Annotated in this window: 29 protein-coding genes, 2 tRNA genes and 1 riboswitch; of the genes, 24 read left to right on the top strand and 7 right to left on the bottom strand. The window is 30.2% G+C overall.

What is annotated here, in order from left to right:
- Positions 1-22 precede the first annotated feature (22 nt).
- The 15 genes from RR409_RS10650 to RR409_RS10580 all read left to right on the top strand — a co-directional run bounded on the left by RR409_RS10650 (position 23) and on the right by RR409_RS10580 (position 14,763).
- Entirely contained in the window at positions 23-559 is a 537-nt protein-coding gene (locus tag RR409_RS10650) for an NUDIX hydrolase (RefSeq protein WP_332557733.1), read from the top strand.
- Position 560: 1 nt separating this feature from the next.
- Complete coding sequence (locus RR409_RS10645; protein WP_332557732.1) at positions 561-1,043, top strand: HIT family hydrolase; 483 nt, start codon at positions 561-563, stop codon at positions 1,041-1,043.
- A gap of 208 nt (positions 1,044-1,251) precedes the next feature.
- Positions 1,252-2,484 carry an ATP-binding protein gene (locus RR409_RS10640; RefSeq protein ID WP_332557731.1) on the top strand — a complete coding sequence of 411 codons (1,233 nt, stop codon included), beginning with the start codon at positions 1,252-1,254 and terminating at the stop codon, positions 2,482-2,484.
- Between the two features lie 5 nt (positions 2,485-2,489).
- Complete coding sequence (locus tag RR409_RS10635) at positions 2,490-3,365, top strand: DNA-binding domain-containing protein (RefSeq protein ID WP_332557730.1); 876 nt, start codon at positions 2,490-2,492, stop codon at positions 3,363-3,365.
- Between the two features lie 419 nt (positions 3,366-3,784).
- Positions 3,785-4,993, top strand: coding sequence for a sodium/glutamate symporter (gene gltS, locus RR409_RS10630; protein ID WP_332557729.1), 1,209 nt, complete (start codon positions 3,785-3,787; stop codon positions 4,991-4,993).
- Positions 4,994-5,336: 343 nt separating this feature from the next.
- Entirely contained in the window at positions 5,337-5,825 is a 489-nt protein-coding gene (locus tag RR409_RS10625; RefSeq protein WP_332557728.1) for a DUF4342 domain-containing protein, read from the top strand.
- A 386-nt stretch (positions 5,826-6,211) separates the two neighbouring features.
- Positions 6,212-6,297, top strand: a riboswitch (cyclic di-GMP riboswitch).
- A 959-nt stretch (positions 6,298-7,256) separates the two neighbouring features.
- Entirely contained in the window at positions 7,257-8,120 is an 864-nt protein-coding gene (locus RR409_RS10620) for a DegV family protein (protein WP_332557727.1), read from the top strand.
- Between the two features lie 45 nt (positions 8,121-8,165).
- Positions 8,166-8,366, top strand: coding sequence for a hypothetical protein (locus tag RR409_RS10615; protein ID WP_332557726.1), 201 nt, complete (start codon positions 8,166-8,168; stop codon positions 8,364-8,366).
- Positions 8,367-8,499: 133 nt separating this feature from the next.
- Complete coding sequence (locus tag RR409_RS10610; protein ID WP_332557725.1) at positions 8,500-9,006, top strand: DUF4342 domain-containing protein; 507 nt, start codon at positions 8,500-8,502, stop codon at positions 9,004-9,006.
- 488 nt (positions 9,007-9,494) lie between these two features.
- Entirely contained in the window at positions 9,495-10,076 is a 582-nt protein-coding gene (locus RR409_RS10605; RefSeq protein WP_332557724.1) for an RNA polymerase sigma factor, read from the top strand.
- Positions 10,066-11,343 (top strand): DUF4825 domain-containing protein, encoded by a 1,278-nt coding sequence (locus RR409_RS10600; RefSeq protein WP_332557723.1) that lies wholly within the window; start codon positions 10,066-10,068, stop codon positions 11,341-11,343. Before RR409_RS10605 ends, RR409_RS10600 begins: the two co-directional genes overlap by 11 nt.
- 195 nt (positions 11,344-11,538) lie before the next feature.
- Complete coding sequence (locus tag RR409_RS10595; RefSeq protein WP_332557722.1) at positions 11,539-12,027, top strand: DUF4342 domain-containing protein; 489 nt, start codon at positions 11,539-11,541, stop codon at positions 12,025-12,027.
- Positions 12,028-12,408: 381 nt separating this feature from the next.
- On the top strand, positions 12,409-13,098 hold the full coding sequence (locus RR409_RS10590; protein WP_332557721.1) for a response regulator transcription factor: 690 nt from the start codon (positions 12,409-12,411) through the stop codon (positions 13,096-13,098).
- Positions 13,085-14,329, top strand: coding sequence for a HAMP domain-containing sensor histidine kinase (locus RR409_RS10585; RefSeq protein WP_332557720.1), 1,245 nt, complete (start codon positions 13,085-13,087; stop codon positions 14,327-14,329). Before RR409_RS10590 ends, RR409_RS10585 begins: the two co-directional genes overlap by 14 nt.
- Positions 14,330-14,559: 230 nt before the next feature.
- Entirely contained in the window at positions 14,560-14,763 is a 204-nt protein-coding gene (locus RR409_RS10580) for a heavy-metal-associated domain-containing protein (RefSeq protein WP_332557719.1), read from the top strand.
- Positions 14,764-14,974: 211 nt separating this feature from the next.
- Here RR409_RS10580 and RR409_RS10575 read toward each other — a convergent pair whose 3' ends face one another.
- Both RR409_RS10575 and RR409_RS10570 read right to left on the bottom strand, forming a co-directional pair.
- A complete protein-coding gene (locus RR409_RS10575) occupies positions 14,975-15,598 on the bottom strand; it encodes a DUF2278 family protein (protein WP_332557718.1) in 624 nt (207 codons plus the stop codon).
- A gap of 305 nt (positions 15,599-15,903) precedes the next feature.
- Positions 15,904-16,344 carry a GNAT family N-acetyltransferase gene (locus RR409_RS10570; RefSeq protein ID WP_332557717.1) on the bottom strand — a complete coding sequence of 147 codons (441 nt, stop codon included), beginning with the start codon at positions 16,342-16,344 and terminating at the stop codon, positions 15,904-15,906.
- Positions 16,345-16,705: 361 nt separating this feature from the next.
- Between RR409_RS10570 and RR409_RS10565 the strand changes: the two genes are divergently transcribed.
- Positions 16,706-17,317, top strand: coding sequence for a glycerol-3-phosphate acyltransferase (locus tag RR409_RS10565; RefSeq protein ID WP_332557716.1), 612 nt, complete (start codon positions 16,706-16,708; stop codon positions 17,315-17,317).
- A gap of 201 nt (positions 17,318-17,518) precedes the next feature.
- Here RR409_RS10565 and RR409_RS10560 read toward each other — a convergent pair whose 3' ends face one another.
- The 4 genes from RR409_RS10560 to RR409_RS10545 form a co-directional block, all read right to left on the bottom strand.
- Positions 17,519-17,854 carry a DUF2085 domain-containing protein gene (locus tag RR409_RS10560; protein ID WP_332557715.1) on the bottom strand — a complete coding sequence of 112 codons (336 nt, stop codon included), beginning with the start codon at positions 17,852-17,854 and terminating at the stop codon, positions 17,519-17,521.
- A gap of 30 nt (positions 17,855-17,884) precedes the next feature.
- Positions 17,885-18,253: a zinc ribbon domain-containing protein gene (locus RR409_RS10555; RefSeq protein WP_332557714.1), complete on the bottom strand. Its 369-nt coding sequence runs from the start codon at positions 18,251-18,253 to the stop codon at positions 17,885-17,887.
- Between the two features lie 150 nt (positions 18,254-18,403).
- Positions 18,404-18,589: a hypothetical protein gene (locus RR409_RS10550; RefSeq protein ID WP_332557713.1), complete on the bottom strand. Its 186-nt coding sequence runs from the start codon at positions 18,587-18,589 to the stop codon at positions 18,404-18,406.
- 16 nt (positions 18,590-18,605) lie between these two features.
- On the bottom strand, positions 18,606-18,728 hold the full coding sequence (locus RR409_RS10545; protein WP_332557712.1) for a hypothetical protein: 123 nt from the start codon (positions 18,726-18,728) through the stop codon (positions 18,606-18,608).
- Positions 18,729-19,151: 423 nt separating this feature from the next.
- Between RR409_RS10545 and RR409_RS10540 the strand changes: the two genes are divergently transcribed.
- The 4 genes from RR409_RS10540 to RR409_RS10525 all read left to right on the top strand — a co-directional run bounded on the left by RR409_RS10540 (position 19,152) and on the right by RR409_RS10525 (position 22,753).
- Positions 19,152-19,592, top strand: coding sequence for a MarR family transcriptional regulator (locus RR409_RS10540; RefSeq protein WP_332557711.1), 441 nt, complete (start codon positions 19,152-19,154; stop codon positions 19,590-19,592).
- Positions 19,593-19,665: 73 nt separating this feature from the next.
- A complete protein-coding gene (locus RR409_RS10535) occupies positions 19,666-20,835 on the top strand; it encodes a biotin/lipoyl-binding protein (protein WP_332557710.1) in 1,170 nt (389 codons plus the stop codon).
- 2 nt (positions 20,836-20,837) lie between these two features.
- Entirely contained in the window at positions 20,838-21,530 is a 693-nt protein-coding gene (locus tag RR409_RS10530) for an ABC transporter ATP-binding protein (protein ID WP_332557709.1), read from the top strand.
- Positions 21,531-21,541: 11 nt separating this feature from the next.
- The gene (locus RR409_RS10525) at positions 21,542-22,753 is read left to right on the top strand and encodes an ABC transporter permease (RefSeq protein WP_332557708.1); all 1,212 of its coding nucleotides are present in this window, start codon (positions 21,542-21,544) and stop codon (positions 22,751-22,753) included.
- A 128-nt stretch (positions 22,754-22,881) separates the two neighbouring features.
- On the opposite strand, the gene RR409_RS10520 is transcribed toward RR409_RS10525, so the two are convergent.
- Positions 22,882-23,487 (bottom strand): manganese efflux pump MntP family protein, encoded by a 606-nt coding sequence (locus RR409_RS10520; RefSeq protein ID WP_332557707.1) that lies wholly within the window; start codon positions 23,485-23,487, stop codon positions 22,882-22,884.
- Between the two features lie 378 nt (positions 23,488-23,865).
- Between RR409_RS10520 and RR409_RS10515 the strand changes: the two genes are divergently transcribed.
- From RR409_RS10515 to crtI, 4 genes are all read left to right on the top strand, one after another.
- Positions 23,866-23,941 (top strand) — tRNA-Lys (locus RR409_RS10515).
- Between the two features lie 8 nt (positions 23,942-23,949).
- Positions 23,950-24,025, top strand: a tRNA-Lys gene (locus tag RR409_RS10510).
- A gap of 364 nt (positions 24,026-24,389) precedes the next feature.
- The gene (locus tag RR409_RS10505; RefSeq protein WP_332557706.1) at positions 24,390-25,031 is read left to right on the top strand and encodes an undecaprenyl diphosphate synthase family protein; all 642 of its coding nucleotides are present in this window, start codon (positions 24,390-24,392) and stop codon (positions 25,029-25,031) included.
- 44 nt (positions 25,032-25,075) lie between these two features.
- On the top strand, positions 25,076-26,572 hold the full coding sequence (gene crtI / locus RR409_RS10500) for a phytoene desaturase family protein (RefSeq protein WP_332557705.1): 1,497 nt from the start codon (positions 25,076-25,078) through the stop codon (positions 26,570-26,572).
- Positions 26,573-26,801: the final 229 nt, after the last annotated feature.

The following is a 26,801-nucleotide window of genomic DNA, read 5'->3' as shown; positions in this document are numbered from 1 at the left end:
ATTTAAAATGGGGGTTGAAGATATGTTTCCTGAAAGATTAGATAGGACTGTAATTTATGAAAATTCGTGGGTAAATTTATATGTTGATAAAGTTTTATTTGCTAATGGAAAATTAATAGAAAAACATCATTACTTACACTATGATAAACAATCTGTAGGCATAGTAATAGAAAATAATGATGGTGAAATACTGCTTATTCATTCCTATAGATATGTAACCAATTCAATGGGATGGGAAATACCTGCTGGTGGAATTGAAGAAGGAGAAACGGCACAAGAAGCTGCTAAACGAGAAGTATTAGAGGAGACAGGTTATACAGTAACTGAACCTAAACTCATATACACATTTAATCCTTCAAACGGTATGTCTGATGCTGTTGCTAATATAGTGAGATGCAAAGCAATAACCAATATTGATGACTTTGATAAAAATGAGGTAAAAGAACTTAAATGGGTAAAAGTTAGTACCATTAAAGAAATGATAAATAAGAATGAAATAAAATGTGGAATTTCTATAATTGGATTATTACTCACTATATCCGGAATAGGAGAGGCTTAAAGTGATAATTAAAGATTTTTTAAATAATGAATGGACATGTAAATGTATAGGTTGTTCAATTGGAAGTGGAGAGACAATGCCGCCTGGAGGAATAATAGCTGAAACGAAAAACTTTGTTCTTCATCAAGATCCAGAGGTTCCTATTAAGGGATTCTTAATTATAGCATCAAAGGAACATATAAAATCTATAGCACAACTTACACAAGAGGAAGCAGCAGAACTTTTTGATTTAGTATACAGAGCAAGGTTAGCAATGAATAACATACCAGACATTACCGAAATAACTATTGTTCAAGAAGAACGATCAGGACATTTTCATTTATGGTTACTACCTAGATATGAATGGATGAAGGATAAATTTGAGAATTCATTAAGCAGTATAAGGAAAATCATGAGTTATTCCAAAGAAAATCTTAAATCAAAAGATAATCTGGAAGAAGTATTATTGGTGGTAGATAAGTTAAAGGATGCTTTTAAAATATAAAATTAAATAACAATGTTATAAAACAACACGTAATATGGACTTAGAACTAGTGAGTTAAAGTAAGCACTATCATCATTAAGAAATAGTAAGTATAATAGATTAATAAAATACTTAACTTATGAGTAATAATCTTTTAAATGATTAAGTATAACAATATAACTTTTTAACTAAAGTATATAAGACTTTATCAGCAAGTGAGGGAAGTCAAGTGAGAATTAAAAAGCTTTTTTTTATTGTATTAATGATAACATTATTTGCAGAAGTGTACTTTTATCCATTACAAAGTGACTTGAAACTTTCTGTAGGAGTTATTGTTTTTAGTTTTGTTCTTTTATCAAGTGAGGATTTTTCAGAGATTATTTTAGGTTTATATTGCGGAATAGGTGTATTCTTAGTAAGAAGCATTGTTGATGTGATTATCTTTAATTTTCAAGTTTATCAGGCGCTTAATTTTAATCTTCCTTCCTTCTTTTATTATTTAATTCTTGGAAGTTTAATCAAGGTAACTAATATAAGGAAACATAAAAATAATATTTTGTATAGTTTTTTACTTTTAGCAATTCTAGATTCAGGCAGTAATATTTTTGAAGCTTTAATAAGAAAAAATATTACCATGAGCATTTTCAAAGTTATTTTATTGGCTGCAATTATAAGAAGTTTAATAGTATATTTATTAACTTTAGCTCATGCAAAGCAAAAGTTATTTATTTTAAAGGAAGAACATCAAGAGAGATATTCTCAATTAAATTTATTAATTTCTAACGTTCAATGTGAAATGTTTTATTTAAAAAAATCTATGAAAGATATAGAAAAGGTCATGAGTGAAAGCTATAGTTTATATCAGGATTATAGGGATAACCCTGAATTAACTGAGAGAACTTTAAATATTGCAACAGAAGTTCATGAAATCAAAAAAGATTATTATAGAGTCATAATGGGATTAGAAACCCTAATAAATAATACAGAGAATGAAGAGAATATGACATTATCTACGTTGTTTATGATAATAAATGATAATACAAATAGATATATAAAGGCAAAGGGATTGTCAGTAAAATTAACATTTTCCTTTGAAAAAGATTTTAAAGTAATACCTTATTATAATTTATTTGCCATATTAAATAATTTAATTATAAACAGTATAGAAGCATGTGAAAAACAGTGTACCATTAGGGTTATAGAAGAGGAACGTGAAGACAATATATTCATAAAGGTAATAGACAATGGAAGTGGCATTGAAGAGGAGATATTACCATATATATTTAATCCAAGTTTTACTACAAAATTTGAGGAGAATACAGGTAAAGCTTCTACAGGGATTGGATTGTTTCATGTAAAAAATATTGTTGAGAGTTTAAATGGAATTATTTCTGTAAAATCAAATTTGAATCAAGGAACCACCTTTACATTAAAAATTCCCAAAATTTCATTGAGTAGGTGACAAATATGGAGAAGACATTTTTTATTATCGATGATGATATTAATATTAGAAAGATGCTTGGTATGATAATCAAAAAGAACAATTTAGGTAGAGTAATTTGTGAATTAGAAAATGGAGAACATGGAGAACAAGAAATTTTATTTTATAATCCTGATGTAGTGCTTATTGATTTGTTGATGCCCTTTAAAGACGGTATCGAGATAATTAATGGGGCTACTTCCAAGGGGTATAAAGGTAAGTTTATTATGATATCTCAGGTTGAAGATCAGGCTTTGATATCAAGAGCCTATGAAAGTGGGATAAAGTTTTATATTAGTAAACCAATAAATAATATAGAGGTTGTAAAGGTTATAAAAGGTATCTGTGAGAATATTGATTTAGAAAAATCATTAAATTTAATTAAAGATGCATTATTAAATTTAAAGGATATGGATAGTAATACTGTTGCAGAAGTTGATATAGATAAAAAGATAACGAATATTTTTACAGACATAGGAATTTCAGCAGTAGTTGGAAATAATGATTTGAGAAAAATAATTTACAAGATACTTGAATTAAAAAGAAAAAGTCCTGATTTAAATTATGTATTACAAAATATTTATGAAGAGATTGTTAGGGAAGAAAGTGGCGAGGAAAATATTATTGCTAACAAAAAGGCACTAGAACAAAGGGTGAGAAGAACAATTCAAAAAGCCTTCTTAACCTTGGCAGAGTTAGGTTGTGAGGATTATAGCAATAGTATTTTTATGGAATATAGCACCTTACTTTTTGACTTTAAGCAAATTAGGCAAGAAATTAGACATATAAATAATTCTGCAGAAGAACCAGGGAAGATTAATGTTAAGCAATTTATAGAAGGAACTATTACAAAATTAAGCTAAAGTAAAACTTTTTAGATAATACATAGAAGGCAATTAAGAAATTGCATAAACCTCTAGTTATGTTTTGCATTCTTTTAATATAATTTGTTTTAAGGTAAATTTATAATGTAGAAATAAGATTACAACTTAAATATTTAAAGTTACATAAATATAGGTTTCCATTATGAAAGTTTAATTTATCCATTCCCGGAAGTTTTAAGGGAATCAAGGCAGGTTCAGGCATAAGTTAAGCCTTCACTTTGGTTTCCTATACATATAAAAAGTACTAAAGGAATTTAAAATTGTTGAAATTTACAGATTATTAATAATAATTTTATAATTGCGAAATGTTTTCAGAAGTTTCTTGTAGTATTTTGTCATTATATGTAGTAACTATCTATAATTAAAGTTAAGCATGTAATTATAGAGGAGGTATGAAAATGATTTTCAAATTAGATATGGTTCAAACTGCAGCAATCGGAGTTATAGTATTGTTTATAGGACAATTTATAAAGAGTAAGGTGAATTTACTGGAAAAATATTGTATACCTTCCCCAGTAATTGGTGGATTATTATTTGCAATAATTACCTTAGTTTTAAGAGTAAATGGCATATTAACAATAGAAATGGATGCAACTCTTCAAAAACTATTTATGACTATGTTTTTCACAACTATTGGATTTACAGCAAGCTTCAAGCTCTTAAAAAAGGGAGGAGCCCATGTTATTATATTTCTAGTTATTTCAATAATTCTTGTATTGTTTCAAGATATAACTGGAGTATTCTTCGCAAAGCTTTTTAATTTAAATCCTCTTTTAGGGCTTTCAACAGGCTCTGTAGCGTTAGTAGGGGGACTGGGAACTTCAGGAGCCTTTGGCCCTGTGTTTGAAAAGGCTGGAGCAGCTGGAGCAACAACTGTAGCTATTGCAGCAGCTACCTTTGGACTAGTTGTGGGAAGTATGATTGGTGGACCTATTGCAAAAAGATTAATCGAAAAAAATAATATTTTGGGAAACAAGAAAAGCTCAACCAATTTAGAAGCTGAGGAAGTAGCAATTACACATGAAAACAGTAAAAAAGAGCTAATCCCTGACAATTTCATGAATGCTATGGCAATAATCTTTTTAGCTATGGGTATTGGAACAATAATTTCTACACTTCTTCAAAAAACAGGTATGACCTTCCCTGCATATATTGGTGCTATGGTTGCTGCCTGTATTTTAAGAAATATTTCAGATACTACAAATATGTTTAAGATTTATGAAGACGAAATTGATATTTTAGGAAATGTTTTCTTATCATTATTTTTAGCAATGGCGTTAATGTCATTACAATTATGGCTATTAGCAGAATTAGCATTACCTTTAATTATAATGTTATGTGCACAAACAATATTAATGATTTTATTTGCATACTTCATAACCTTTAACTTTATGGGTAAAGACTATGATGCAGCAGTAATAGCTTCTGGAATTTGTGGATTTGGAATGGGAGCTTCAGCAAATGCAATGGCAAATATGGAGACTCTTTCTAAGAAGTTCGGTCCATCACCAAAAGCATTTTTAATTGTACCACTTGTAGGAAGTTTGTTTATAGATTTCTTTAATGCTGGAATAATCACAGTATTTATGAACTTCTTCGGTAAATAGAAGTGTATTAAATTGTTATAAGGTTTGGGTAGACGTGAAAATTAATAACCTGAGACTTTAAATAAAAAATCTCCAAAGAGAAAAGACCTCTTTGGAGATTTTTTTATGACTTTTAAGATATAAAAGAAGAATTCGCATGATTTTTTGTGTGGATAATGAATTCACCAACGTCAATAGAAGAGGTATCTACAAAGTGTAATTAAAGAAATCAAGATAAGGCATCATTAGAGTTTAATTTCTAATCTAATTCTAATTTTTCATTAACTTTACTTTAATCATGGCCTCCTATAATAAGAGTATAAGGTTAAGACAAACCAATAAAAATATTTGGAGGAACAAAAAAATGACAGATAGATTAGAAAAAATTGATGAGTTAAGAAGAAGAACAAATGTGAGCTATGAAGAGGCAAAAGCAGCACTAGAAATGCACAATGATGATATGGTTGAAGCTTTAGTATATTTAGAAAGACAAAAGAAATTTAATAGTAATACTTCCTATGAGAATAAACCTTCTCTTTGGGATAAGTTTAAAGCACTTGTGAAAAAAGGTAACAATTCAAGATTTATGCTTAAGAAAAGAGATTCTGTAGTTTTAAGTATGCCAGTAACAGCTGCTGTAATTATCACAATAATTGCACCTTATTTAACTGTGATAGGTTTATTAATTGCCTTCTTTACAGGACACAGAGTTAAGTTCCAAGGTGAAAAGGGAGAATGCAGTGGGGTAAATAGTATTTTTGATAAAGTAGCTGACACTGTAGATAATGTTAAAAAAGATTTTACAGAGGAAAAAAGCTGTGAGAACAAAGATAATAACCCAAATAATCTTTAATATAAGTAAATCCCATATGTGTTTATTACATATGGGATTTGTTTGTATTTAGACTTTTAAAAGATTTGATTTTAAACTGAGAATAAAGAATTGTCACATGTAAGTGGAAAGATTGAAAATATAGGGCCAAGAAAAGATACAGGAGGATATCCATGGGAAGGATTATAAAAATATTAAAGCCCACTTTGAGTAAAATTGAACAATAAGTAAGAGCTAACTTGATATTAGGCATTTTAAGGGTAATTATGGCTTTAAGAGATATAAAGTTCGAAGTATTTTAGCGAAAAATTTAATGTGAATAAATTTTCAATTAAAGCTTTAAAATAAATCATTCAAAATAGTTGAAATTGTTAAAATAATCTATTATAATTAGGACAAGATATAAAACTCGATAAAGGCAAAGTTAGTGAAAGCTAATGACGCAAAGCTATAGGGACTAAAGTGGTTCACACTATGTCAGCCAGTTGCCGAAAGGTTTGGATAATGCCCAATTTAAAAGTGTTGGGGGTTTACTGCCCATACCTTTAAAAAGGGTTATTTTTTTGCCCTCAGGAGATGAATTTCACCTGATTTAAAAAACGTAACTGAAAATAACATAATTATAGTAACATCATTGTGACAAATAGTTTTTTTAAAAGGTTAAAAGGTCTTATATTCACAGATAAGCTTCCCCCAAAGCTGAAGACTTTTAATTTTTCCTTGTAGTGGAATACACACTTTTAATATGAACTACACAATCGACGTTTTATATCTTGAAATCAATTACTAAATCCTTTCCATTGATGAAAATATGGCACCTCGAAAAATCGGAGAGATTAGAAAAGGTGCTGTATGAGTAGTCTAGTTTAAATAGGGTAAGATAAGAGAAACTTCCATTAAAGATGAACAAAGTGTTTTCGTTGTAATCCTCGGATAGCAAAAATACAATTCTTATAAGGAATTTTAAAGTAAATGAATATTTAACTTAGTAGTAAAAGATTAGAAATAAAGAAAATCAGAATCATCCTAAAATTAAATTAGGATGATTTTTATTTATACTATTTTATCTTTTACTAGGATTACAATAAGTTTTGCAAGGAATTTTCTATTTTCTTTACTATTACTGTATACCCAAAATTGTTACGGGGTTTGGGGTGAAGTGCATAGTTAGTTAATTAGTTAGTTAAGTCTTTGAAGTCTAATTTATAACCTAATTCTAATAAATAGATGATAAAGTTCAAGGCTTAAGACTACTTCAACACCTAAAAGGGAAAACTATCTAAGGGAATTCATCACAAAAACCTAATGGAAAGTGTTGATGGAATAGTTCTTAAACAAGTTTTCTGTTATCTAGTAAATATTCCCAATATGTAATATAATGTATTAACTAGAATTTCTTAGATTGAGTCAATAGATAGGAAAAAATATTAACAATTTTATAGAGGTGAATTTATGAAAAAAATTATCATACTAACGGAAAGTGGATCTGATCTGCCATTAGACTTAATAAAGTTGCATAATATTGAGGTAGTGCCCATGCACGTAATAATGGGGGAGAAGTCTTATGCAGATGGATCTATACCAGTAACGGATGTATATGATTATTATGAAAAAACTAAAAAATTACCTTCAACCTCAGCAACAAATCCAGATGAATATGAATGCGCCTTTAAAAGTATAACAGAAGAAAATCCAGGATGTATTATTATCCATGTTGGGTATTCATCGAAACCATCCTGTTCATACCAAAATTCAATCATTGCTTCAGAAGGAATGGACAATGTTTATCATGCAGATTCACTCAATGTTACTGGTGGTTTGGGGGCAATTGTTTTGAAAGCAGTGGAACTTATAAAAGAAAATCCCGAAATGCTGCCTGCCGATTTAGTTAAAAATATTGAGCAGCATGCAGCTAGAGTAAGAGTATCTTTTATCCCTGGGGATCTTAAATATCTCAAGGCAGGGGGGCGCGTATCCAATGCAGCTTATTTAGGAGGAACATTACTACAACTGAAACCATTGATAGAAATTATAAATGGTCAGCTAGTTTCTACTCAAAAGTATCGTGGAAAAATAGGCAGTATTGTTGATAAATATTTAAATGATTATTTTGATAAATACAACATAGATAAAGAGCAGATTTATCTTTTACATTCATTGGGTCTTGAAGAACACATAAAAAAGCATATGTATGAAATTGTACTAGAAAAAGGCTTTAAAAAAATTACATGGATTCAAGCTGGATGTATGATTTCAGCACATAGTGGTCCAGGGGCCATTGGAATAGCAGGATTTGAAAATATGAGTTCAAAATAAAAAAATTGAAGTTCTATAAGTAAGGGGAAATAAGGGGAAGTAAGGATGAAAAATAATAATTTAATACAGGCAGTATTACTTACTATATTAATCTATTTTTTAACAATTTATGGGGTGTATGGTATAATGGCCATATTTCACAACCCATCTTCGGAGACTTTATACGTTTCATTTTTTATTGTCATTATTTTTGTTATACTTTATTGCACTTTAACAGTGTTAGAAAAGCTTGATAGTAAGAAATAATATAATTACTTGCATAATTAGTTTGTTTTCTAATGTAACTCTAATCTTTCATTAACTTTGCCTTAATCATGGCCTCCTATAATAAGAGTATAAGGTTGAGAGAAACCAATAAAAATATTTGGAGGACTGAAAAATGACAGATAGATTAGAAAAAATAGATGAGTTAAGAAGAAGAGCAAATGTTAGTTACGAGGATGCAAAAACAGCACTAGAGATGCACAATGATGATATGGTTGAAGCTTTAGTATATCTAGAAAGACAAAAGAAATTTAATAGTAATACTTCCTATGAGAATAAACCTTCTCTTTGGGATAAGTTTAAAGCACTTGTGAAAAAAGGTAACAATTCAAGATTTATGCTTAAGAAAAGAGATTCTGTAGTTTTAAGTATGCCAGTAACAGCTGCTGTAATTATCACAATAATTGCACCTTATTTAACTGTGATAGGTTTATTAATTGCCTTCTTTACAGGACACAGAGTTAAGTTCCAAGGTGAAAAGGGAGAATGCAGTGGGGTAAATAGTATTTTTGATAAAGTAGCTGACACTGTAGATAATGTTAAAAAAGATTTTGCTGAAGAAAAAAAATGCGAAAATGATGTTAATAACCAAAACAGCCAAAATAACTCAAATAACCTATAATAAAAATGACCTGCATAAAAATGTAGGTCATTTATTTTTTTGCGCATTAAATTTTTCTTTTTCATTATGTGCTAGCTTAGGTAACAGAAATGTGGGTGGAAAGTTTTCACTATAACTTAATGCAAAATATATATTTTTAGGTGTAATAGATTTTTAAAGCCGCAGCAAGTTACTTAGGGTTAACAACACAGGATGCAGATTTGGACTGCCATCAAAGCAATCTTCATATGTTGAGCAATTTTCACTTATAGGAGAAGGTAAACTTGAGCCTTCCAAATGTTGTTAAACCTCTGTAGAACCTTTTAAATTTCATATTCTATTTGTATAAAACTACATATAATTTTTATTCATGATATGATTTCTATTAAGACATGAGATTAAATTTAGTAGAATGTAAAAAAATATTACATAAAACCGTTACCTTTTAGAAAAAGTAGAGTCTAAAGAATATAAGTAACTAGCTAGTTATAATTTTGAGGTGATAATCGTTGGATATTAATAAGGATATGGATTTGGTTATAGTGGAAAGAGTCCTAAAGGGAGAAATGATAGCTTTTGAGCTACTAATAAAGAAGTATGAAAATATTATATTTAATTATATTTATAAAATAATTTTAAATAAAGAGGATTCAGAGGATATAGCACAAGAAGCTTTTATAAGAGCCTATAAAAGCCTTTATACCTTTCAAAGAAAATCAAGTTTCTCTACCTGGCTTTTTAAGATTGCATCAAATTGCATTAACTCATACTTTAAGAAAAAGAAAAACTACACTATTCAATATGATGAGATACTAACCAATGTGCAATGCAGTTCTTTAGATAAGCCAGAAGAAGCTTTAGAGGCTATTGAGACTAAAAAAGAAGTTGAAAAATTACTTAATTCCTTAGGAGTTGATCAACGAAGTTGTATTGTATTAAAGTATGTTGAAGGATTTTCACTGAGGGAGATTAGTGAAATTTTAGGTATTTCTGAAGATGCAGTTAAAATGAAAATATATAGAGCTAGAAAAAAATTGTGTGAGGGAAAGATAATTAATTTAGAGCAAAGAGGTGTATCAAATGAGGTGTAATGAAAATAAAATAATAGATTTTATAGATGATAATCTTACAGAAAAAAAGGCATTGGAAGTTGAAGAGCACTTAAAACAATGTAAGCACTGCATGGGTATATATAATAGGCTTATGACCTTAGAAAACTTAGAAAAAGATAAAGAAGTGTACAATGTAAATCTGTCAGGTAAAATCATGGCATCTCTTGGAGAAAATATCTATGCTGAAGATAAGCAATATGTTCTTAAAAGAACCTTTAATAATCATAGAAAAAGCTTCTTTAAATATGCAGCTGTAGCACTACTTGCAGTTGTTATTACAACTGGGGTTGTGATAGGTGGTAATGGAGAATTATTTAGTTATCTTAAAGGGATAAATAAAGGTGGAATTGAAGCTGTAAATAATGGTAAGGAAACAAAGCCAGAATCAAAGCCTGGTGAAGGTACTGATAAAGCAAATACACAGGTAATAAATATAGGTGACCTTTTAAAATACAAAGGAACCTATGTAGGAGATAATAGTGCAGTTGGGGGAATCCTTTCAAGCTTACCTGGTAGTAAGTTCATTGAGGAGTTTTCTCTTAAAACTGATAAAGAGCCATATGGAATAGAAGTAAACTATAAGCCAGGTAATACTGAGAAGTCAAAGGAGGAGTTTGCAAGGATTTTTAACGAAAAAACCACTAAGAATATCTTTGTTGATAATGCCATTACTCTATTTATTTTAGTTAAAAATGTAGATGAGGTTAAATTTAATTTAAATTCAGATGGTGAAACAAGCTTTTCTATTACAAGACAAGAAGTGGAGAACTTCTATGGTAGAGATATGAGAGAGTATGCAGGGGATAAGGCGCTTTGGGAAGTAGAAATTGCAAATAGTAAATCTAGGCCAAGGCAAGATGTAGTATATCCCACAATTCATATTAATTCTGAGGGAAAAGAAATTCCATGGGCAAGAGGAAATGCAAATTATGTTGGAGCTCCAGACAAATTTGTTGGAAATACAAATTTCGCAGATGTGGAAGCATGGAATGAGCTTATCCCTGTAGTGGTAAAACCAAATGCTGTTATTAACTTCAAAGCCGATGAGGTAGAAGGTCTTAATATTCCAATTTATAAAGTTTATTCCTCTGATGAAAAAGTGATTAGTCATAATGAGTATCCATCAAATAATGGATCAATGAAGGCACCAGCTGAGGAAGGTAATTATTATTTTGCAATTTTTTCAGAGTGGGGAAGAGGCGATAACAATATTGAGTATTTGATTAAGATAAAGGTAGAAAAGTAAACTAAGGTAAATGAAGAGTTAACAAGGAAAGCACTAACCTTATAAGGATTAGTGTTTTTCTATTTTCAAAAAAACCAGTAATTGTAAATTTCTAATCTAATTCTAATGTTTCATTAACTTTACCTTAATCATGGCCTCCTATAATAAGAGTATAAGGTTGAGAGAAACCAATAAAAATATTTGGAGGAATGGAAAATGACAGATAGATTAGAAAAAATTGATGAGTTAAGAAGAAGAGCAAATGTGAGTTATGAGGAAGCAAAGGCAGCACTAGAAATGTTCAATGATGATATGGTTGAAGCTTTAGTTTTTTTAGAAAGACAAAAGAAAGTTAACAGTGGATGCTGCCACGAAGAGAAAAATTCTTTTGGTAACAAAATTAAAGAAATGATAAAAAAAGGTAATAATACAAACTTTATGGTTAAGAAAGAAGAAAAGGTAGTTCTTAGTATACCAGTAACTGGAGCAACAATTATTACAGTTGTAGCACCATATGTAACTGTAGGCGGTTTATTAGTTGCTTTCTGTACAGGACATAGAGTTAAATTCCAAGGTGAAAAAGGGGAATGTACTCAGGCAAATAATATTTTCGACAAGGTAGCTGATACTGTGGATAGTGTTAAGAAAGATTTTACAACAGAAAAGAAATGTGAAAATCACAATGACAACCCAAATAATATGTAACTAAATTTAGTAAGAGTAAGTTTCACATCTAATTCATATAGATGCATCAGCACATAATAAAATTTGGAGGGAGTTAAGTCTTCTTCCAAAGTCATTAAGCAAAAGAACTCATTCAATAATTGAAATTATTTTAAGGGTAAGTATCCCTTTCCCATTGGAGTGGGGAATTCAAACATTAAATATGCTTTAAGTGCCAATAGTGCTCTTCTAGAAGCAGTTGAACAAAGTTATATTGTTCAAAATGAACTTATTCTAAAGGAATTTGTTCATTATTTAATATAAATGACCTACATGTAAAAATGTGGGTCATTTGCATATGTTCACTAGAATAAGTTTACAGTATAATTATATAAAGATAATACTGTAAATGGAGGAGTTAATTTGGCAGCACAAAGAATTCTAATTATAGAGGATGAAGTTAAGATAGCTCGTTTTGTGGAGCTGGAGCTTAAATATGAAGGTTATGTTGTGGAACAATCTCATGATGGTAGAGAAGGATTAGAAAAAGCAGTTGAAGGAAATTTTGATTTAATAATTTTAGATATAATGCTTCCATCTTTAAATGGTATAGAAGTTTTAAGAAGACTTAGACAAAGTTCAGAGGTACCTGTAATAATGCTTACAGCAAAGGATGATATTATGGATAAGGTTATGGGCCTAGATAATGGTGCAGATGATTATATCACCAAGCCTTTTGCAATAGAAGAATTGTTGGCAAGAATAAGGGTAGCTTTAAAGAGAAAAAAAGTTGAAGAAAATAATTCAAAGACTCTTCAATTGGGAAAACTGTGCCTGGACCTAGAAAAGCACACTGTAGCTTATAATAATAATCCAATAGATTTAACTAAAAGAGAATTTGATTTACTAGAGTACCTTTTGACAAACAAAAATATTGTAGTGTCAAGAGATAAAATTCTTGAAGCAGTTTGGGAGTTCGATTATTTTGGAGATACTAATGTTGTAGATGTGTATATTAGATATTTAAGAAGCAAGATAGATGATAAATTCAATGAGAAATTTATTCACACCGTTAGAGGGGTGGGATACATGATAAAACATGAAGAAAAATAATGAAGTAGCTATAATAATAAAAGAAATCCTTTTAGGTTTTTTAAAAATGCTAACAACTTTAATTAGTATACTTCCAAAGTTTTTTATAAAGGGTTTTGACTATATCAATGATAGGCTTCGTTTTTCCATAAGCTTTAAAATTACTACCTTTTATGTTTTTATATTTTCTACCTTGCTAATTCTTTCAAATATTGCGGTGGTAGGCGGATTCTTATACTTTATCCATAGTCATGCAGAAAATGTTACTACAGACAAAGGATTAGTATATATTGATTTTCTAAAAAACACTGTAGAAGTAAGCGAGAATATTGGTATCATAGGGCTTATTATAATTGTATCTGATATAATATTACTTCTTATTATGCTACCCATAGGCTCAAGAGTTAGTAAGAGACTATTGCTTCCAGTTAATAAAATGAATGAAACTATTAAGAGTATATCTGCTCAGGATTTAAATACAAGGCTTAATGTTAGAGGTTCTAAGGATGAACTTAAGGATTTAGCTAAAACCTTTAATGATATGTTAGATAGACTCCAAAAATCCTATGAAGTTCAAACTCAATTTGTATCTGATGCGTCTCATGAACTGAGAACCCCAATTGCAGTAATTCAAGGGTATGCAAATCTTTTAGATAGATGGGGTAAGGAAGATAAGGAAGTTCTTGAAGAATCTATTACCGCAATTAAGTCTGAGTCGGAAGCTATGAAAAAACTTGTGGAACAACTTTTATTCTTAGCAAGAAGCGATAAGCAGACTCAAAAGCTTGAAATGGTAGATTTTAAAATCAATGAATTAATTAATGAAGTAGTCAAAGAAACTAAACTAATTGATCCTAATCATCAAATTTTATGCCAATATAATGATGAAGTAACCATTAATGGTGATAGGAGTCTTTTAAAGGAAGCTCTAAGAGTTTTTGTTGATAACAGCATAAAGTATACAGAAAAAGATGGAGTTATTAAGATAAATTCCTATGTTAAAAATAATAGGTTAATCCTTGAAGTCGAAGATACAGGGGCTGGAATACCAAAAGAAGATTTACCATATATCTTTGATAGATTCTATCGCGCAGATAAATCCAGAACAAAAGAAAGTGGTGGAACAGGACTTGGACTTTCTATTGCAAAATGGATTATTTTAAAGCATAAGGGAAATATTGAAGTTCAAAGTAGAGTAGGCTCAGGAACTAAAATAACTATATTACTACCTATAAACAACGAGAGTCTATAGATATTTTCATTGTAGCAATTATAGAAGGTTACTGTGCTTTTCCCAAAAAAAATTTAACTTATTCAATTTAGTATTTTATTATTAATTATATAATTGCTTAGATCAGAGGATATATAGTTTGATGTTGGTGGTGCTTTATATTCTATTATTTATTTTAAATTGGATAAAAATCTTCCCTTAAATTCATACTATAATTGAGAAAATTATTGTATGGAAGGAGAGTTACTATTATGGAAAACGTACACTACAATGTTTCAGGAATGGCCAATTCACAAAGTAAAACTCAACTACACAATGCTTTAGAAAAATTGCAAGGTGTTCAACAAATTGCTATAGACATATCAAGAGGAACTGTTGAAGTTGGGTATAATGCACCAGCAAGTGAGAACAAAATAAAGGATTGTATTGAGCACACAGGATATACTGTTCAATAAATATCATAAAATAGAAAACCATACTGCTACATGTAGTATGGTTTTTTACACTGTAGAAAATTATATTTTGAAATTACTTATAAGGTGTTTAAAATTATTTCTCAGATTAGAAAATAACAGTAAATTTAACAGCTTAAACTTAAATTATCTAGGGTAATCCAGGTTGGTAAAATACTATAAAAGAATTCATATCAAAAATCACTTTAATTATTTAAGAAAGTATAAGCTGATTTTGAAAGGCAATAAAAATTGCATTCCATTTATTTTCATTTGGAAAATGAATAAGAAGAGCTCCATCATTCCAATGATTATTAGAGGAGGGAGCATTTTGTGAGATACATTGATTCATGTGAATATCATGAATTCCATCTCCAGGGGAAAAGTGAAAGATTTTATCTTTTCCTTCACAGTCCCACTTTTCTCCAAAGGCATAGAGGATTGAATCCTTGTCTTCCATTACCTCTTGCATAATAGAATATAGCTTTTCATTTACATCATTATCAGGTCCAGGTAGCTGATCAGGAATAGGTTGTAAACTGCTTATATCAACCATATCACCCTTAAGATAATCTATGCCATATTGGGTTTTCACATCTTCAGTAATTGCAGTGAAACCAAGAGGAAAGTCACAGATTTTGCTAGTTATATCATTGTGGAAATCTTTATCTATATAATATAAAACTTCATTGGGAGGTAATTGAGATTCTACATTAATTGAAATCCTATAATGAACTTTATCACCTAGAGTATGAATATGAAAATGTGGACAATCTCCACGATGTTCATGAATATCGATTATTTTAGATTTAAGCACACCATAGGAATTTTCATTCATAGCTTTGTCTCCCTTAAAATTATATTATAAAAAGTTTCTATAATTTTATTATTAATAATTACTAAAATTACATATTTTTATAAGTCATATACACAAGAATCAATAAAAATTTTTAAACAACGGTGATATATTAAAAGCTTTATTAATTATATTAAGTGTAGTTCCCATACTTTTTATACTTATTTTGTGTGGATGATAAAACAATGTAATAACAAAATATGTTTTATGCCAGAATGAAATTTTTACTAAGGTTAAAAGGGTGATTTTTTATCACCCTTTAAGACATTTTCTAAGAAGAATGTTGTTCATCTGTTTTCTCTGTTTAACATTTTTCTAAAGAAATATTGACTATAACCGTTAATGCAATTTTCAAGAACGCCAAAATTCTCATATCCCATTTTCAAATAAAATTCTGGTGCTTGAAATCCAAAAGTATTCAAGTAAATTGTAACGACACCTTTTTTTTCAGCTATAGATTCTATAAAATTCAAAAGCTTTGATCCAAATCCACTCCCCCTATAAGATTCATCCACCCAAAGATAATCAATAGTCAAACACTGATTTTCTCTTGATGCAACTATACCAGCAATAATATCACCATTTTCATCTTTAATGTTGTATCCAAAATCTTCGTAATCGGTAATATAATTTAAATTATGTTTTATCAACTTATTATGAATGAATTCCATGTCTTCCTCATTACATGAATGTAACGCTATACCTTTTTCCTCATTGTATTTTTTCATATTACTGCACCTCTCAAATAAATAGATTTTCACTTAAATTAGTAACAATTACTCCATAGAATAAAAAAGATTATTCTTATATAGGTCACATATATAGGTACTGCTCAAGTTTAAATTCTGTCACTGCAAATGCTGGCTCACCATTGCAATAAAATGTTTTACAATCGTATAATTATTTCAGCTATGCTACCATAACAATTTATTATTAATACGGTTTAAAGTTGAATTAGTGTACTTAAAGCTCAAATAAATAATATGAGTTTTAAATTAAAATGCAAGTGGCAATCAATAGGGGGTATATACTATAATATATAGTAAGTAACTATTGCTAATATATCAATTTATTGAAGGAGAAGTGAATATGGTTATTTATGATATTATTATTTCACTTTTAATTGGTTATTGTTTTGGATTAGTACATCCTGCTTACATCTTAGGAAAGGCCGTGAAAGGCATAGACATAAGAAGTGGAGGTTCTAATAATTCAGGAGCCTCAAATGCTACTATTGTCCTTGGATGGAAATATGGAGTTATTACTGCACTGATTGATATACTTAAAGGCACCTTTGCCATATTAGTTGGAAAATATATTTTAGACTACAATATGATATATCTATTTATTATTGGCTTTGGAGTAATAATTGGACATGACTTTCCTTTTCATATGAAGTTTAAAGGTGGTAAGGGCACAGCCTCTTTCATTGGGATATTCCTTGGAATTAATCCTATAATTGGACTTTTATTAGGAGCGACTATAATCCTTACAACAGTAATAACTGATTATATAGCTATTGGAACTATCGTTATGTATATAGCAGCTATTATTCTAACCTTTTTAAATTACCCTGTGGTTTGTACCATGATTATTTTCCTTCTTACTTTATTAACTATAAGTAAACACTGGAATAATATGATTAAGATTAAAAATGGAACAGAGATTGGGTTGAGATCAACTTTTAAAAGTAAAAAGTAAATTAAATAGAATTCATCATATAAAACAATAGCACTAATCTTTCATAACTAAATGAAAGGTTAGTGCTATTTATGTTTAAATAACAAGGAAGTTTATTCTCTCCAATAATTTTGGAATGAAATTTTAACAATTCAAAAGTTCGAGTAACAATGGGATATTCCAATAGATAAAAGCCGAAATAGTGCTACTTCCAAAAGTTCATCAAAGGCTAAATAAATTTCTTACAATCTTGCCATGATAATATCCCAAGGATATGACTAATTTTAGCAATAATACAGTGGCAATACCAGCTAAACTTCCTGTTATAAATCTTCTGGGATTATTACTAATCCACTTTCCTTTGTACTGGCCTAAACCGTCTACTAGCAGTGGAATAAAAAGTGAAAGTTGTATAAAAACATTATTAAAATAATCAGTAGCGAAGAAAAAAATACCTATAAAATAACCAATGAGAATACCAGTACACCGAGCGCATATGGGAAATTGTTTGCCATTTATGAAGAAAGACCTGTCCGGTATTCTATGACATAAAAACATATAGTGTAGCAATTTATCAATCATATGAATCTAATGGTAGCTAAAGTTAAAAGCTGCTATAAAGGATATTAAGTAAAATAATGCATATACAATTACTCCGCCTATCATCCAATAACAAACTAGCTTTGCACTATTAGGTTTTTCTTCTCTCCATATGAAATAAAGAATTAGACCTACCACAGGAAAACAACAGGAAGCAATCCCTGCAAGATGTGATGGATCATCATTTGAATTGTTTGGTGATGTATTTAAGTTATTAGAAAAACCTGAATTGCTAGATGAATTTCCAAATTGATTATATTCATTAAAAGAACTTGTCTCACTAGAGAACTTGAAACCACAATTACTACAGAACTTTGCATTATCACTTTGCTTAGCCCCGCACTTAGAACAGTACATAGGATACCCCCTATCTCAAATTAAATAATTCACATAGTTAATTATATAGAGATAAGGGGAAGAAAATTACATAAATTGTACAATATTAAATTTTATCTCTTGTAAAAGTGGTTAATTTAATTTAAGCTCAAAATTCTTTTATTCTTATTATTACAGTTCCACAAGTTCATAGTCTTTAGAACCTAGGCCAATTTCCTCTCCATATTCTAAAGTACGTCTACCTCTTTTGAAAACAGTTTTTCCGTTTATTTTATCTATAACATCAAGACTTGCTTTGTCTATGGTAAGGGGATCTCTAGAAGCAAATATTCCTACGTCATCAATGATTTTTTCCATCTTAGGACCTTCACAATCACAATTCCTTGTGATATTCATGGCAAAGGTAAATCAGAGTGTCTAAAAGAAAAGTTGATACTTCATTAATTTCCTCTGTATTGGAGTAGGATTTTATAGGTTTAAAATACACTTTGCTCATTGAACTGAGCCTCCTTAAATATAAAAATAATATTTATTGACTATATATTATAAACAATTATAATAGAAAATATATCTATGCAAAATATTCGCATACGAAATATTTTAATACAAAATATTTTAATATGAAATAGAAATTTAAAAAATATGTAATTATAAGAGTTTAACAGCATTTTGGAAGGATAAGTCTGTGTGCTTTTTTTTAGTGGGAGTACTCGGCAGAAAGAAAAACTTGGGTAAGAGTCAAGTACCCTTCCAAAGCCAATTACTAAAATGAACTTGTTCATTATTTAATGGTAAAAGTTATTTCAAAATAAAGCAATTAAATGAGTAGTTCAAAAGAAAAGGTGTAGCTCTTACAGTGAGCAAAATCCATAAATTAAGGTTTTAATTCATTTGTTTAAAAGGAGGTTTATAAGGAAAAATGATTAATAATGGAGAACTTATCTCTAAACTTTTAAGAGATGTAAACTCTTTGGTGCAAGATAATTTCAAGGAGTATTTTTGCGAAATAGGATTAACTCCACCTCAGATTATGGTGGCAGGGTTATTATGCAATAAAAAATCTATGAAAATAAGTGAAATCAGTGAAAAAATAAATTTATCAAATAGTACAGTATCTGGTATTGTAGATAGATTAGAAAAAGTTCATGCGGTGAAAAGAGTTAGAGATGAAAAAGATAGAAGAGTAGTTAGAGTTGAACTTACTGAGGAGTTTGAAAAGATTAATGTAGATTTTTATGGTAAGATAAAAAGTTATTTTGAAGATCTTTTAAGTGAATGCAGTGAAGAAGATTCTAAGAAAATAGTTGATGGATTGGAAACTTTAAAAGGAGTACTTCAAAAAGAAAGTAGTGAGAAGTAAAAAATATAACAAGGTATCAAAGAAATAAAATAATTAAAAATAGATTACAAAAACAAAGTGAGGTCAGTAAAAAATGAAGAAAAAAGGTGTAGTAATTACAGTTATTATCTTACTTTTAATAGTGGGTGGAATAGCTTTTAGTTCCAAGGGAAATAAGGAAAAGGGTGTTAATTTATACAAAGTTGAAAAGGGCGAGCTTAATGCCTATTTATCTACCACAGGTACAGTGAAATCAAAGAATGTTAAAGATTATTATGGTAGTGGGTTAAAGGTTGATAAGGTAAATGTGAAGCTTGGGGACACAGTTAAAAAAGGAGATGTTCTTGTAACTTATGACACTTCTGATTTAAAGCTTCAAGTAAAACAAGCAGAAATTCAACATAGCAATGCAGTATTACAAAAGCAAGACACTGTAAATCAAAAGAACAGCTTAAATGAAAAGATTTCGGACCTTGATAAAAAGATTAAGGAATTAGAAACTAGTACTAATCCTCAAGATATGCTCCAGGTGCAGACTTTAAAACAACAAAGAGATGCTATGCAAAGTATATCTCCTGAAAAGTTAAAGCAACTTGATAATTCAGTGGCTTTAGCAAAAGCTTCTTTAGACTCAATTCAAAATAAGTATAATACAGTTAAAGATGGAATAATAGCAGATTTTGATGGAGTAATTACAGCTTTAAATGGGGTAGAGGGAAGCATGTCCACTCCAACAGTGGCAGTAGTAACTCTGCAGGATTTAAACAATCTTAAGCTAACTATTTCCTTAAATAAGTTTGATACTGAAAAAGTAAAGTTAGAGCAAGTTGCCCAGATTAAGAACAATAACAAGGTTTATAATGGTAAGGTTACTTTTATAAGCCCCTCAGCTAGTAAACAAGGAAATCTTGCTATGGCCGCTGCTGGTGGAAGTACTGAGGGAAATCTAAGTGCTGAAATTGATGTTTTAGACAGCGCGCCGGAGCTTAAAGTTGACTTTGAAACAGATGTGGATATTTTAGTTGGAAATGTAACAGATGCCCTTAAGATTCCAATTGAGGCCTTAGTTTCAGAAAAAGATGGAAAGAATTTTGTGTTTGTAATTGAAAATGGAGTAGCTAACAAAAAGGAAGTAACTGTTGGACTTCAATCAGATATAGAAATACAAATACTTGAAGGTCTAGTAGAAAATGAAGCTATAATCTTAAATATCACTGATTTGAAACCTGGAGATAAGGTTGTAGAGGATTTAAAGGAGGAATAATTGTGGTTGAAGTTAAAGACTTAGTAAAAATCTACACCACAGGAGAACTAAAATTCACAGCTTTAAGAAGTGTGAGCCTTAAAATTCAGCAAGGTGAGTTCACCTCCATCATGGGACCTTCAGGTTCAGGAAAGTCTACACTTATGAATATTTTAGGTTGTCTAGATAAACTAGATGGTGGTAAATATCTTTTGAATAATAAGGATATATCTACAATGAAAGATGATGAATTGGCACATATAAGAAATAAGGAGATTGGCTTTGTGTTTCAAGCTTTTAACCTTTTACCAAGAATGACTGTGCTTGAAAATGTAGAGCTTCCAATGACTTATGCTGGTGTACCCCCTAAGGAAAGAAGAGAAAAGGCCCTTCTTGCTCTAAAAAGAGTTGGGCTTGAAGATAGGGTTAAACATAGACCTAATGAAATTTCAGGAGGACAAAAGCAAAGGGTAGCCATTGCTAGAGCCATCGTAAATAATCCTTCTGTTATCATGGCTGATGAGCCAACAGGAAACTTAGACTCAAAATCCACCGAAGAGATTTTAAGGATATTTCAGGATTTAAACAATGAAGGAGCTACTATTATCATGGTTACTCATGAACCAGATGTAGCTCAGCATACAAAGAGAATTGTACGTTTTCGTGATGGAGAAATTGTTTCTGATGAAGATGTGGAAAATAGGATATTATTGTAGGAGGGGATAACATGAATCTTATGGAAAATTTTAAAATGGCCTTAGATAGCATTATAGCAAACAAGATGAGATCCTTTCTTACAATGCTTGGGATTATTATAGGAATAAGCTCAGTTATAGCAATTGTATCTCTTGGAGAAGGGGGACAGAAAACTATAACTAGTGAGTTCGAGAAGATAGGTTCTTCTAGCATAACTATTAGTGTAAAAACAGCCAATGCAAGTTCTGGTGATTATATCACTCAAGAAGATGTGAATCAGATAAAAGAAAGACTACCCATGGTGAAGCATGCTACACCTTTACTTCAAAAGAGAGGGAACATATCTTCAAATAAAAAATCAAAGAGTGTTGTTCTCTTTGGAGGAAATGAGGATTTAAAATATCTTCAAAATATAGAAATACTTTATGGAAGATATTATAATGCCAGCGAAACATTAGAAGGAAAAGCTGTAATGGTAATTGACCAAATTTCTGCTAAAAGTTTATTTGGTTATGAAGATGCTGTGGGAGAAGTTGTCACAGTTGGCCCTAAAACTGCTCCTAAAAAAGCTACTATAATTGGTATAAGTAAAGGTCAGTTTGATACCTTTGGTATGGGAGATGTTGAAAATATGCCTGTGATGGCCTATGTACCAACGGGTTTTGTAATGCAACTCTTCCCTAATGATGCTCTAATTAGTAGTGTTATGATTACTTCTGATGATAAAGAAAACATAGAAGCTGCGGGAATTACCACTGTAAAGCTGCTAGAAAATAGGCATGGAAACAGAGGAAGAGATATATACAAACCAGAAAATGTTTTAAAACAACTTGACCAAATTAACAAGGTCCTTGGAATATTTACTGCCTTTATTGGAGCAGTAGCTGCAATATCTCTAATTGTTGGAGGTATAGGAGTTATGAACATAATGCTGGTTTCTGTAACAGAACGTACTAGAGAAATTGGAATTAGAAAAGCCATTGGAGCTACCACTAAAACCATTCTTCTTCAATTCCTTACTGAGTCAGTGATTATTACTCTTATTGGAGGAATAATAGGAATGATACTTGGAATTTTACTAGCTTATGGGCTTGGAAAATTTGCTAATATTACACCAGTGGTATCCCCTATGGTTATAGTAGGAACTGTAATTTTCTCCTCAGCAGTAGGTATTTTCTTTGGAATTTACCCAGCTAAGAAGGCTGCGGATTTAGATCCAATTGAAGCATTGAGATATGAGTAAATTTCAAGGCAGATGCATTTAGAATAGTTCTATAAAAAATATTATAAAATAATGCCCCTTGTAGGTAAGCTGCAAGGGGCATTAAAATGTTGATTTAGTAATATTTAAAAGTAAATATGTTATATAGTTTATTTTAGAAAGGTAAACACAGAAATTAAATTTGTATGTTCAGCAAAGATATTAAATCCTATAAGAATTAATACAACACCACCTACAAGTTCTGCATTCTTTTTTAAAAAGCTACCACAAATTTTCCCTATTAAAACACCAAGGGTACAGAGGATAAAAGTTATTAAGCCAATAATTGCTGAAGCTTTTAAGATTGATACCTTTAAAAAAGCAAAGCTTACACCCACAGCAAGAGCATCTATACTTGTGGCAATTGCCATTAATGTAAGAGTCTTATTACTTAGCACTTTAACTTCACAGGCATTACTATCACATTCTTCTATGGTCTCTTCTGGTTTAAGCGTTTCGTAAATCATCTTACCACCAATAAGCCCTAAAAGTATAAAGGCAATCCAGTGATCAATTTTTGTAATGTAACCTTCTAAATTTATTCCAACTAACCATCCAATTAGCGGCATTATTCCTTGAAAAAATCCGAAAAATAATCCAACTTTTAGTGCATTTTCTAGCTTCACATTCCTAAGCATTATACCATTTGTTACTGATACAGCAAAGGCATCCATAGACAATCCAAAGGCAGTTAATACAATAGTAATTAAGTTCAAAAAATCATCTCCTCATAAATTATAAATAAAAATAAAAAAAGACTCACGTATAGCAGAAAAATGCTATACATGAGTCTCATTATTTAATACAAGCCAGACCAAAGTCATTATGTTGACATTGTAACACAAGAATCTGTGCTAATTACTCCCTCATATATTAGTTAAACTAATACCTATGAAATTTTAATATCTTAAATACTTTATATGTAAGATATATAAAATTATAGTATAAATTATTTGAAAAAGCAATGAAAGAATAATGTTACAGAAAAAACATAGTTGAGTTTATAATAGTGATAAATCCAACTATTGGATTTTAAAATAGTTATTTACATATATGTATAATGGTAGTATAATAATCTTGTCTTAAAAGAATGTGTGCCATTAGCTCAGTTGGTAGAGCACTTGACTCTTAATCAAGGGGTCCAGGGTTCGAACCCCTGATGGCGCACCACAATTTATGTGTCATTAGCTCAGTTGGTAGAGCACTTGACTCTTAATCAAGGGGCCCAGGGTTCGAACCCCTGATGACGCACCAAAAAACCTTAAAGCTTTATAAAAGGCTTTGAGGTTTTTTTTATGTTCTCTTATATGATTAGCAACTTCAAATATGTCAATAATATAACATAGGAATTTAACAACATTTTGGAAGCTTCAAGTATGTAGGTTTATATAAGTGGAAGCTCATCAACTTAGGAAAATTGCTTTATTGAAACAAAATATTTTTGTTCACAAAAGTACTTTGTTGTAACAAATGAAATTTGTTCAGTATAAATATGAGCACTGAGTTGTTAGACCTAAGTAGCTTTTTGAGACTTTAATAGTCAAAGATAAAAATAAAGATTTGATTCTAATGAAAGATTTAACTCAAAAAGAATTTTCACAGAATTTAGGAGGAAAATATGAGAGTACCTAATCACATAGGAATAATTCCAGATGGTAACAGAAGATGGGCAGAGAATAAAGGTTTTGGTAAAGAAAAGGGATATGTAGCAGGTATAGACCCAGGGTTAATACTTTTTAAACTTTGCCAAAGTGCAGGGGTAAAAGAGATAACTTATTATGGGTTTACTGTAGATAACACTAAAAGACCTACTGAACAAAGAGAAGCTTTCACAGAAGCTTGCATTAATGCAGTTAAGATTCTTGCTAATGAAGATGCAGAGTTATTAGTTATTGGTAATACGAACTCCCCTATGTTTCCAGAAGAATTGCTTCCATATACCACAAGAAAAACCTTTGGCAAAGGTGGAATTAGAATAAACTTTTTAGTTAATTATAGCTGGAAATGGGATTTAGACGAACTAAAAAAATCAACCTCAAAAAGTAATAATATTGTAAATCAAATTCAATCTAATGATATTTCTAGAGTAGACTTAATAATCCGTTGGGGAGGAAGAAGAAGATTAAGTGGATTTCTTCCCGTTCAATCCATATACTCAGATTTTTATATAATAGATGATTATTGGCCAGATTTTAAGCCACAACATTTTTATGATGCTTTAAATTGGTATGATGAGCAGGATATAACTCTTGGTGGTTAAAAGGATTTAAATCCTATAAAAGCCTTTTAAGGAGATGTATTAATTTGAGGAACAAAGTGATAATTATAGGTGGAGGAGTTGGTGGACTAGGAGTTGCAGTTAGATTGGCTGGTAAAGGGTATAAAGTAGAAATCTATGAAAAGGAAGCTACTGTAGGTGGCAAGGTGAATTTCTTCGAAAGTGAAGGATTTAAATTTGATAGGACAGCTTCCATATTAATGACCCCTGAGATTTACAAAGAAGTATTTCAGTACATAAACAAAAATAGTGAGGATTATTTAGAATTTATTAAATTAGACCCTAATTACCGAGTTTTCTATGAAGACCACAGTAGTTATGATTTTTCAAGTGATTTACCTAAGCTTATAAGTACCTTAGAGGAAGTATCTCTAGAAGATAGTGCTTCTTATATAGAGCTATTAGGGGATTCTTATGAGAAATATCTTATAGCAGATAGATATTTTCTTAAAAAGCCTTTTACAAAATTCATAGACTTTTTTAACCCCGTAACCTTATCTAAGGCAATGCAAACTAAGACACTTTCTACAACTTATAATTATGTAAATAAATTTCTTAAAAACGATAAGCTAATTAGATACTTTTGTTTTCAAGCTATGTATGTTGGAATATCTCCCTATGAAGGTCCCAATATATATTCTCTTGTGCCAACAATTTCTCAGCTTTATGGATTATGGTACCTAAAGGGTGGCATGTATTCATATATTAGGGCTTTAGAAAAAGTTTTTTATGAATTAGGTGGTAAAATCCACAAAGAATGCGAAGTAAGTGAAATATTATTTTCAAGGGGAAGAGCTACTGGTATAAGAACTAACAAGGGAAAAGTTGAAGGAGATATAGTAATTTGCAATGCAGACTTTTCTTATTGCATGAAAAATTTAGTGAAAAATAAGAGGGCTAAGGGAAAATATAAGGATAATAAAATTGAAAATATGAAATATTCCTGTGGAACCTTTATGATTTATCTTGGGCTAAAGAAGAAATATCCTACACTTAAATTACATAATCTTTATCTTGGAGATGACTTTGAAAAAAACATTCAAGCTGCATTTAAAGGGGAAATTCCTGAAAAACCATCCTTATATATTTATTGTCCTAGTGCCATAGATGAGAGTATGTGTCCTAAGGACAAAGAAGTAGTTAATATCATGGTGAGAGTACCTAATTTGTTATTTGATAATATACATTGGGATTCTAATGACATAAGCAAGCTTAGAAATTTAATTGTGAATACAGTGAAGAAAATAAAAGGACTAAAGGATATTGAAGAAAATATTGAGTTTGAAGATTATTTTACTCCAATAGATATGAAAAAATCATATAATTCTTATGGTGGAGCTTCCTTTGGTCTTAGTCACACTCTTACTCAAACTAATTACTTTAGACCTAGTATAAAGTCACCTAAAATAAAAAATCTTTATTTTGTTGGAGATTCGGTTCATCCTGGTACAGGAGTTTCAATAGTTTTAAACTGTAGTAAAATAGTTGCTGATGAAATATTAAGAAATAATAACCCTATGTAGCTCAAGTACATAGGGTTATTTAAATGGATACTTTTACAAAAATATATCTAAGCTATATTTCTTATTGCCTAGAAAACTATAAGTTAAGGAGATAAAAAAGCATTTTATACATATACTACTAAAATCAAAATAAATAACCGGAATTAAAAGGAGTATGTATATGGACGCAAGAGTATATGTAACTAATGTACTAAACAATTTAGAAAGAGATAATCCAATGGAAAAGGAA

It is taken from the genome of Clostridium sp. (assembly GCF_036642255.1).
Classification (GTDB): domain Bacteria; phylum Bacillota; class Clostridia; order Clostridiales; family Clostridiaceae; genus Clostridium_J.
The sequence above is the reverse complement of the archived record's forward strand: the minus strand, read 5'-3'. Positions and strand labels throughout refer to the sequence as shown.